This window comes from Candidatus Woesearchaeota archaeon (genome assembly GCA_027858315.1).
Lineage (GTDB): Archaea > Nanobdellota > Nanobdellia > Woesearchaeales > UBA583 > UBA583.
Genome location: JAQICV010000075.1, coordinates 50,021 through 59,893, shown reverse-complemented (window position 1 = coordinate 59,893; position 9,873 = coordinate 50,021). Strand labels below are relative to the sequence as shown.

The window sequence follows — 9,873 nt, the reverse complement described above, 5'->3', positions numbered from 1 at the left end:
AAGTCCTTCATGTTCAACTTTTTCTAACTCTGGATATTTCTTCAGAACATAATTAAAATCTTTCTTTATTACTGCAATATCAAATAAATAATACTTTACTCCTTTTTTATAATCTAAATTTATATTTTCCCACAAGGCACTCTCAACTTTATACCACTCTATATTTTTTTCTTTACAATAAGCAATCAAATCTAAATATTTTTCATTTAATTCATCAGAAATAAAATCATTATGTTGAATGCTTTTCCAATGTGCATTTTCCTTTTCAACAAGATTTTTAAAAATAGTTAATTTATCCTTTAGTTCTTTCATAGATAAAATCAAAATTTAAAACTATATAAATTTATTTAAAAAGAAAATCAGGGGTGACTACATAAAATCAAAGTTTCTTATTTTGTAGTCACCTTCTTAATCATCTTTCCATACTGTGAGATTAAAAATCTTAAAGTAGGCTTAATTTCTTCTGAATCAGAATATAATTTTAAAGTATTATAATATTCTCCTCTATTCTCTAAAAAAATATTAATTGGAGGATAATTATTTCTAATTAATATAAAATTTAACAATAATCTTCCAATTCTACCATTTCCATCTTGAAAAGGATGAATATGTTCAAACTGATTATGAACAATAGCCGCTAAAACTAATGGTTTGAAAAAAGTCTTGTGTTCTTCATACCAGGTAATTAATTCTTCCATTTCTGATAAAACTAATTCTTTTGGAGCGCCCCTATGAACTATATCTCCTAATGAATTTTTAATTACAACTTCAACATCATCTCTAAACTTACCTGCAAAGGATTTAGTTTCTTCAAAACATAGTTTGTGTAATTTTAAAATTAAACCTAAAGATAAATCTTCTTTTGTTTCTCTGATACAATCAACTGCTAAAGATAATCCTATAGTTTCTTTTTCATCCGAGGTTTTAGCTTCATGTTTTTTTTCTAAGATATTTCTAACTTCATTTTCTAAAACTGTTGAACCTTCAATTGCATTTGTATTAAATACGAAATCTTCTTGGAATGTTTTCCATTGGTCTTTAGTTAAATGTGAAATTTTAATTTTTGAATCGTATTTATTTAATTGTTCAATCTGATTTTTTGTTAAAGCAAAATTAAATATTTCTGTTTTTAACTCTTCAATTTGTGATAAAATATATTTTTCTGCTTCTTTAGATAATTTCTCAAGTTCTTCAGGAGAAAGATTCAGTCCCAAATATTTTCTTATACTTTTAACTTTCTTTCCATCTCTAAATTTATGAGATAAATAATATTTAGTATTTTCTCCAGATTTTCTTTTTTCAACAAACATAATATATAATTAGGTGACTACAATTTATAAAGTTAATGATATTTGTAGTCACCCAAATCTTGTTTTTTACTCAAAGTCATAGGCTTATTTCAGTTAATATAAAAAATATCGTATATACGATATTATTGAAAACAGCTAAAAATGGGAAGAATCAAGAAAAATAAAATTTTAATCTCTATGAAGATTGATGTAGAATTAAAAGAGATTTTAGACAAGAAGAAATATAATAAATCAGCACTTATAAACGCTCTACTGTGGAAATACGTAGGAATGCAAAACAACCTTTCTCTCATCTCCTCTCCCATTTCCCCCATCTCTATGACGGGAGTTGAACCCGCGACCTCGACATTACCAATGTCGCGCTCTACCACTGAGCCACAGCAGCAACTGATGCTCTACCACTGAGCTATTTTGTATTGCAAAATATTCCAAAAATGAATTTGTCATTTTTGATATACAGCAGCGCTATACTTATTTTAATTTTCTTTCTCTTTTAAATTTTATGTATTTTCAATAAATTTTTAAATGGCTCTTTAAATTATACATTATGAAACGATTTTTTGTGAAGTTGAGGAATTATTTATTTTTGAAAAAAATAAAAATTTCCGATGAGAGAAAGAAGTTATTATATAGAAAAGTTTTTATTGTAGTTTTTTTTGTTTTGTTTAGGTCTTTTTTTATTCCTTTAGTGATTGATAGTATTTTTCTTGTTATTTTTGATTTGATGCTTTTTTATTTTACAATAAGTCTTGTATCTGATATTATTAGAATAATTATTACTTCGAGTTATCGTAAGAGAAATAAATTTAATAGTAATCATTATGATAATTTTATTATTGGAATTAACCATTTGTTTTTCATTATTCATCATTTTAGTTTTTTTATTGTTTTTTTATTTTATTTTAATGTTGATATTATTAAATTTTTGACAATCTCTGGTTTATTTTTTGCAGGTATAGCTTGGGTTTTTAAAGATCATTTTGTAAATATTATTAATGGTTTGATTATTATGTTTTCAAAGAATTTTAATATTGGTGATTATATTTCATTTGATGATACGAAAGGTATTATTCAAAATATCACATTCATATTTACTGAGATTAAAACTGATGAAGGAGATATTACTTATATTCCAAATTCTGTTTTGCTTTCAAGGGAAATAATTAATTATAGTAAAACTAAAGTTAAGAAAATAACTTATAATTTTGATCTTGAAAAAAAAATATTTAAAAAGATAAAGCATTTTGAAAAGTTTATTTCAAATAAAATTTTGAGAGAATTCGAAGGGCGTGTGTTAACTGAGGATGTCTTTATTCGTTATGTTACTTTAAAAGTTGATAGAATTAACTTAAATATTGAAGTTTCAGTAAAAACTTATAATTTTGCAATTGAGGAATCTATAAAGAATTTTTTGTCAAAAGAGATTATAATATATGTTGCAAAATATGGTTAATATAATATTTCAATACATTTTATAAATGCTTTATTATTAATTTTAATATGTTGGATTATCTTTTGATTCTGAAAGGGAATAATAAAGAGCTAGCAATAGCTGAATTTGAAACTTTATGGAAGGTTTATTTTAATGAAGAAATAAGGCTTGATGAAGTGAAGAATGTAATTTATAAGTTTTCATCAAAGAATTTAATTGAAGATAATCATGAGATTTTATCAAGATTGACATATACTAATATTTTAGTTAAAATTTTGTCTTATCATCAGAATTTAGAAGATTTGAAAAATAATTTGCCTGATTTGAAAGAGTATGATGGTAAGAAGTTTAAAGTAAGATCTCATAAGTCAAGAAGGAATTTTAAAAGTGAAATTAGTGAGAGTGAATTAGCAAAAGTTTTGTGGAATTCTTTTGATAATCCTAAAGTTGATATTAAAAACTTTGAAGTTGAGTTTAATTTTATTTTTATAGAAGATGTAGAAGAGTTCTATTTTACAGTTAAAATTTATGAGAATGAGAAGGATTATTTGAGAAGGATGCCAAAACTTCGTCCAGTTAAAATGCCTTATACTTTAAAGTCAGATATGGCAAGAGCAGCAATTAATTTACTTGGTATTAAGGAAGGAAAAATTTTAGACCCTTTTTGCGGCATTGGTGGGATTTTGCTTGAAGCTTATGATATGGATTTTGAAGTTATTGGTAATGATATTTCTTGGAATGATTTAAAATACTTTAAAGAGAATTTTGATTATTTTTATCATGGTTCTGATTCTAAATACAAACGGATTCTTGCTGATTCTCAAACGAAGTTTTTGAAGGATAATGTAGTTGATGGTATTGTTACAGATATTCCTTATGGTAAGTGTTCTAGAAGATTGGGCGATGATTTGTATAATAGTTTTTTGAAGAATTCGAAACAGTATTTGAAGAAAGGTTCAAGAATGGTTGTAATTTATGCAAATTTTGTTGAATTTAAGAGCCTGGCACTGAAATATTTTGATGAGATTTTAGAAGTAACTGAGTATATTAATAAAGATTTGACTAGATATATTTTAGTTCTAGAAAATAAATAGTTTTTTAACATTTCATTAATTAGTATTTTTATGAAATTTAGTTATTTATCTGCAGAATCAAGGTTGCTTAAGTTAATTGTTGGTAAGATTCCAAGAGATAAACGAAGTATGGTTTTTCTAAGAGAGATAGATTTTATTAGAAACAATCCAGAAGGATTCTATACTGAATATCAAAAATTATTTCCTGGAGGAAAATTAAAAGATTGTGCAAAGTATTATGCTGAAAAGATTATAACAACTGAAGAGACTGTAGAATGTGAAAGGTTGTTTGCAAATTGTTCTGACAATAAAACCCTCTTTTCTTCTCGGAAGTATTATCAAAAATAGGAATTATTTTCTTTTATCAGGAATAGAAATATTTAAATACTTTTTATTCTAAAAATTTATATGTTATTAAATAAAAATGCGATATCTCCTGTTGTTGCTGTAGCTTTACTTTTAGTTGTTAGTGTTGTTGCAGTTGTAGGATTTCAGAATTGGTATCAGAGTTATTCTTCTACAATACTTGCTGGAGTTGAAGAAGAGGGGGGGGCAACTTTTGGTGCAGTTGGAGTTGAAACTGTAATTGGAGATCAATTATATTTGCTAATTAAAGATGATTTAGTAAGAATTAATAAAATAGAAATAGATTCTATTGATTGTAATATTAATATTAATTTAACTAATGGAGTTCATAATCTTAGTGTTTTTAGTTGTTTAAATGACGTTAAAAGTTCAATTGTTGAAGTTGTTGTATTTACAAATAATAATATTTATTCTAAAAAAGTATATTTGAAAGAAATTAGTAGTAGTTTAATTTCTTATACTGGATATTTAGAAAAATTAGAATTTTTAGAAAATAATTTTATTTATCCAACTTCAATTTATGTTCAAGGAAATTATGCATATGTTACTTCTTGGACTAAAGATGCGTTTAATATTTTAGATATTACGGATAAAGAAAATCTTGAGATTGTTGGGACATATAGAAATTCTTCAATTATAGATTATCCTGATAAGATCTTTGTTAAAAATAATTATGCGTATATTTCATCTATTGGCTCTGATAGTTTGACTATATTTGATATAAGTATTCCAAGTGATATTAGTTTTGTTGGAATTTATGTTAATAATACAATTTTAAATGGTTATACTTCTATTTTTGTTGAAGGAGATTATGCATATGTAACTTCAACAGATGAGGATAGTTTAAGTATTTTGGATGTTAGTGTTCCTAGTAATATTGTTTTAATTGATACTTATATTAATAATAGTGTTTTAGATTATGTGGGTTCTGTTTTTGTTGAAGGAGGTTATGCTTATGTTACTTCAAGAAATAATGATAGTTTAAGTATCTTGGATGTTAGTGTTCCTAGTAATATTGTTTTAATTGATACTTATATTAATAGTACTATTTTAAATGGTGCTGGGGATGTAGTTGTTTCAGGAAATTATGCTTATGTTGCTTCAATATATAGTGATAGTTTAAGTATTTTGGGTGTTAGTGTTCCTAGTAATATTGTTTTAATTGATACTTATGTTAATAGTACTATTTTAAATAGTGCGGGAGATGTAGCTGTTTTAGGAAATTATGCTTATGTTGGTTCATATATGTCGATGAGTTTTTCAGTTTTTGATGTTAGTACTCCTAGTAATATAATATTAGTTGATTATAATTCTAATTTGGGTTTAGTTAATGATATTTTTGTTGATGGTGATTATGTATATGTTACTTCTTATGAAGGAGATCCTTTATTGGCTATATTTAATATTTCAACACCTACCAGTATTGACTTATTAAATCCATTTAATGGTAATTTTGGAATCGGTATATATCCTAATCAAATGTTATTAAATGAAAATTATGCATTTATTATTGGAGATTATGATTCAGGGGATTTGAGTAATCAATTTTATTCTATTGATATTTCAAATTATGATGATTTAATTTATTTAGATGGATATAGAAATTTTAGTATTTTTAGTTCTGCTACAAATATGTTTTTAAGAGATAATTTAATGTACGTTACGTATTGGAATACTAATAGTTTAGGAATATTTAATATTTCAAATCCAAATGATATTATTTTAGAGGGATATTATATTGATTCAACTATTTCAATGCCTAAGGGATTATATTTAGAAGGAGATTATGCGTATATAACTTCTCCTAATTCAGATAGATTAACCATATTAAATATTTCCAATCCTTCAAATATATTATTTGTTAATAGTTTTAATCATGCAGGTTTAGATTATTCTAGAGATATTCTAGTTAAAAATAGTTTAGCATATGTTACTTCTGCATATCAAAACAGTATCTCCATATTCAATGTTTCTGACCCTTTATCAATATCTTTGTTAGATAATTATATTAATAATACAATTTTAGATTTTGCAGAAAAAATAAAAGTTTATGGTGATTATGCATATGTTACTGCAGCTGATTCTGATAGTTTTAATATATTTGATATTAGTAATTCAAGTAATATATATTTAGTTAATAGTTATATTAATTCATCAACTTTAAATGAAGTATCTAATTTTGATATTGCTGGAAATTATGTTTATCTTGGTACAAGTTATGTGATGTCGGGTAATACTTATTTGACTGTTTTGAATATTACTGATCCGTTTTCAATTACTCAAGTAAGTTCAATAATTCACAACTTAGATAATGGGGGGATAAATTCAGTTATAGTTAGGGAAAATAATTTATATGTTTGTTCGAGAAGTGTTTTTTCTGTTTATGATATTGTCAAATAATTTTATTATTATTTACTTCATAATTTTTAAATTAACTATTTATTTTTAATATATTATAGTGATATAATTAATAATATCTTCATATAAACTAATTTCAAATTATTATAAATTAGATTTCTTCATTTGATTGTTCTGATAATAAAACACTCTTTTCTTCTAGAAGGTATTATCAAGAATAGAAATTACTTTCTTTTTTAACTGATTAATTGTAAATACTTCTTTTAAATATATATATCTATAAGTTTCTATGAAAATAGATTATAATCTTAATAAGCAAGTTTTTTCTTATACTCAAATGGATTTAGATGAAATTAAGAAGCTTAATTTTGTCTTATCAAATTCTCGAGGAGACTTTTTAAATTTAGGGTTTTCGAATAACTCTACTAAGTATGAAGGACTTTGTGTTTTGGAGAATAAGACTCTTGATGTGTATAAATTTTTAGATGAGGTTTTGCTTGAAGGTGTTGAAGTTTCAAGTGTTGAATATGGAGGATATTTTGTTAAGAGAAAATTTTTGAGTAAGGTTGAATCTTTAGTTATAGATGAGACTGAGGATGATGAAAAAGTTGAGGAAGTTGTTACTTTTGATAAATTTTATTTAGGTCCTTCAGGTGGAATGATTTATGAAGTTTCAAATTATGAAGGAAGGATTAATTTTGATTTAGATATTAGAAAACTTAATGATTTTGATGAGTGGGGTAGAATCTATGATGTTTATGTTAAAGATGGTGTTGTTTTAGTTGAGTATAAGAAAGAGAAAGAAGATTCCTCTTATAGTGCATTTTTTGGAATTAAAGCGGTTAATTTTTCTTATGATTTAGTTAAGGATTTTGTTAAGAAAGAATATATGTATTCTAAAGTTCGGGAGACTGATTTTGAGAGATATGTTTATCGTTTGATGAGTGTTAATGTTGTTGGTAGTAAGAGGATGATTATTGGGGCTGGTTTTTCTGAGTCAGAAGTTTTTGAGCAGATTTCACTTCTTGATATTCATGAGGGAGAATTAGATAAGTTTGATTCTGTAATTTTTTCAGATTTTATTTCTGAGAGGGAGTTTGAAAAACCTATTACTCAAGATTTTAATGTGGCTTATAAATTATCAAATAATGCTATTTACAGGTTTATGAATAAGGACTTAGTTGGAAATATAAATTTAGGTTCTTATGCTGGATTTTTATGGTTTTCAAATATTTGGGCAAGAGATGAGCTTGTAGGTTTAAGAGCATTTATTAATAATTCCGAGGAGAAGCATGTTAAGGGGAAATTATTTGATTATTTGAATGCAATTGATCCTGAGACTGGAATGATTAGGAGAATTAATCTTGATGGTTCTTATCAAAGTCCTGATGCTTGTTTTTGGCTTGCTAAAAGATTTGAAGATTTCATTTTCCATTTAGATAAGAATTTGAGGTTGAATGATGTTTTGAAAAAAGAGGAGTTAGAAATTGTTTTTTATAAATTTTTGAATTCATTTCATAAACTTGTTGAGAATTATTGGGATAAAGATAATGAACTTTTGAAAGTGAAATTCGGAGATTCTTGGATGGATACCATTGATGTTGATTTTCCACTTGATATTCAAGTTCAGTTTTTGAGCATGGTTTCATTTTTGATTGTTTTAGGAACTCTTATTGGAAAGAAGTCTGAGGTTTCTGAGCTTGCAGATTTTGAGAGTTTACTTAAAGGAAAAATTAGAGTAACTTATTTTAGGAGTGGAGTTTTGTATGGTGAAGCGTATTCAGATAAAATTGATTCTAATGTTTTTTTAGCGTATTATTTTTATCCTGATTTATTTTTGCAGAGTGATTGGGAGCAAATTTTTGATAATTCTCTTGCTCATTTATGGAATTCTTGGGGTGGAGTTTCAACAATTTCTAAGAAGGATAAGAGATATAAAGATGATTATACGGGTGAGAATAATTTGAGTTATCATTTAGGAGATTCTTGGTTTTGGATTAATAATATTGCTGCAATTGTTATGTATGATTTAAATGAGAAGAAATTTAGACCTTATATTTCAAAGATTATGATGGCATCAACTAATGACATTTTAAAATATGGTTCGATTGGTTTTGGTAGTGAGATTAGTTCTTCTTCTAAGCAAAAAGCTGAAGGAAATTTTTCACAGATGTGGTCTTCTTCTACTTATCTTGAAATGATTGATAAAGTGTTTGAAAGAAAACATTAAGTTATTTTTTATTTTTGAATATAAAGTCAAAAAATTATAAATTTTTAATCTTGTTGTGAGTTCTTAAAACTCACAAAGTTTTAAATATGTTTAATATAATTTATTTATATGAATTTGAATAAATCTGCTATTAGTCCAGTTGTTGCAATAGCTTTGTTATTGGTTGTTGCAGTTATTTCTGTTGTTGGTTTTAATTCTTGGTATCAAAGTTATTCTTCTGAGATGTTTAGTGATATGGAACAAAGTGGAAGTACTGATTTTGGTAATGTAGGAGTTGAAGGAGTAATTGATGACCAACTTTATATTAAAAATACTAATTTAGAAAATTTATCTATTGCTCAAATTACTGTTGATGGAGAAGTTTGTTATGAAAATATTAGTTTAGGTTCAGGAATTTCTAATTTTAGTTTGAGTGATTGTTTAAATGTTAGTGGAATTAGAAATACTCCTGATGTTGTAATAATTACTGAGGATATGATTATTAGAGAAACTGTTTATCTAGATGATTCTAGTTTAATTTCTGTGAGTGATAATTTGCCGATTGTTACTAATACATTTATTAGTATTTGGAATGTTAGTATTGATGTTGGAGTTTCAGGATTTAACAATTTGACTCTTCCTTTACAAAGTGATGGTACTTATGATTTCATAGTTTATTGGGGAGATGGAACTAATGATTCAATTACTTCTTATAATCAACCTGAAATCAATCATACTTATGCTATTGGTGGGGAATATCAAGTTAATTTAACAGGACAAGTTGATGGTTTTGCTTTTAATGCTGGGAATGCTTGGGAAGATAATAATGATGATGGTGATAAATTAATTTCTATTAATCAATGGAGTTCTTTAAAATTATCTGATGGAGGAGAACAATTTTCAAATTGCAATAATTTAGAAAGTCTTAGTTCTTTAGATGGACCTAATTTATCTGGAATTACTGATATGGATTATATGTTTTCTTATGATAGTCATTTTATTGGAGATATAAGTAATTGGGATGTAAGTTCAGTTACTAGTATGGTTAGTATGTTTCATGATACTGATTCTTTTAATTGTGATTTATCTATTTGGGATGTTAGCTCAGTTGTTAATATGTAAAAT

The 9,873-nt window shown here is 25.8% G+C and carries 9 protein-coding genes; 7 read left to right on the top strand and 2 right to left on the bottom strand.

The window, feature by feature from the left end; translation table 11 throughout:
• Both PF569_07195 and PF569_07190 read right to left on the bottom strand, forming a co-directional pair.
• On the bottom strand, positions 1 to 312 hold a 312-nt coding region (locus PF569_07195), incomplete at its 3' end, for a hypothetical protein (GenBank protein ID MDA3856021.1).
• A 77-nt stretch (positions 313 to 389) separates the two neighbouring features.
• Positions 390 to 1,310 (bottom strand): Fic family protein, encoded by a 921-nt coding sequence (locus PF569_07190; GenBank protein ID MDA3856020.1) that lies wholly within the window; start codon positions 1,308 to 1,310, stop codon positions 390 to 392.
• Between the two features lie 141 nt (positions 1,311 to 1,451).
• On the opposite strand from PF569_07190, the gene PF569_07185 reads away from it, so the two are divergent.
• The 7 genes from PF569_07185 to PF569_07155 all read left to right on the top strand — a co-directional run bounded on the left by PF569_07185 (position 1,452) and on the right by PF569_07155 (position 9,870).
• Positions 1,452 to 1,715 carry a hypothetical protein gene (locus PF569_07185; GenBank protein MDA3856019.1) on the top strand — a complete coding sequence of 88 codons (264 nt, stop codon included), beginning with the start codon at positions 1,452 to 1,454 and terminating at the stop codon, positions 1,713 to 1,715.
• Positions 1,716 to 1,857: 142 nt separating this feature from the next.
• Positions 1,858 to 2,763, top strand: a complete 906-nt coding sequence (locus tag PF569_07180; protein MDA3856018.1) for a mechanosensitive ion channel — start codon at positions 1,858 to 1,860, stop codon at positions 2,761 to 2,763.
• 47 nt (positions 2,764 to 2,810) lie between these two features.
• Positions 2,811 to 3,836 carry a methyltransferase gene (locus tag PF569_07175; GenBank protein MDA3856017.1) on the top strand — a complete coding sequence of 342 codons (1,026 nt, stop codon included), beginning with the start codon at positions 2,811 to 2,813 and terminating at the stop codon, positions 3,834 to 3,836.
• Positions 3,837 to 3,866: 30 nt separating this feature from the next.
• Positions 3,867 to 4,163 carry a hypothetical protein gene (locus PF569_07170; GenBank protein MDA3856016.1) on the top strand — a complete coding sequence of 99 codons (297 nt, stop codon included), beginning with the start codon at positions 3,867 to 3,869 and terminating at the stop codon, positions 4,161 to 4,163.
• 60 nt (positions 4,164 to 4,223) lie between these two features.
• On the top strand, positions 4,224 to 6,581 hold the full coding sequence (locus PF569_07165) for a hypothetical protein (GenBank protein MDA3856015.1): 2,358 nt from the start codon (positions 4,224 to 4,226) through the stop codon (positions 6,579 to 6,581).
• A gap of 295 nt (positions 6,582 to 6,876) precedes the next feature.
• Positions 6,877 to 8,769, top strand: coding sequence for a hypothetical protein (locus PF569_07160; GenBank protein ID MDA3856014.1), 1,893 nt, complete (start codon positions 6,877 to 6,879; stop codon positions 8,767 to 8,769).
• Between the two features lie 108 nt (positions 8,770 to 8,877).
• Positions 8,878 to 9,870 carry a BspA family leucine-rich repeat surface protein gene (locus PF569_07155; protein MDA3856013.1) on the top strand — a complete coding sequence of 331 codons (993 nt, stop codon included), beginning with the start codon at positions 8,878 to 8,880 and terminating at the stop codon, positions 9,868 to 9,870.
• The last annotated feature ends 3 nt before the right edge of the window (positions 9,871 to 9,873 follow it).

Coding starts and splice junctions, on each gene's coding strand:
- PF569_07190 (MDA3856020.1), bottom strand. CDS start 1,310: ATGTTTGTTGAAAAAAGAAAATCTGGAGAAAATACTAAATATTATTTA.
- PF569_07185 (MDA3856019.1), top strand. CDS start 1,452: ATGGGAAGAATCAAGAAAAATAAAATTTTAATCTCTATGAAGATTGAT.
- PF569_07180 (MDA3856018.1), top strand. CDS start 1,858: ATGAAACGATTTTTTGTGAAGTTGAGGAATTATTTATTTTTGAAAAAA.
- PF569_07175 (MDA3856017.1), top strand. CDS start 2,811: ATGTTGGATTATCTTTTGATTCTGAAAGGGAATAATAAAGAGCTAGCA.
- PF569_07170 (MDA3856016.1), top strand. CDS start 3,867: ATGAAATTTAGTTATTTATCTGCAGAATCAAGGTTGCTTAAGTTAATT.
- PF569_07165 (MDA3856015.1), top strand. CDS start 4,224: ATGTTATTAAATAAAAATGCGATATCTCCTGTTGTTGCTGTAGCTTTA.
- PF569_07160 (MDA3856014.1), top strand. CDS start 6,877: ATGGATTTAGATGAAATTAAGAAGCTTAATTTTGTCTTATCAAATTCT.
- PF569_07155 (MDA3856013.1), top strand. CDS start 8,878: ATGAATTTGAATAAATCTGCTATTAGTCCAGTTGTTGCAATAGCTTTG.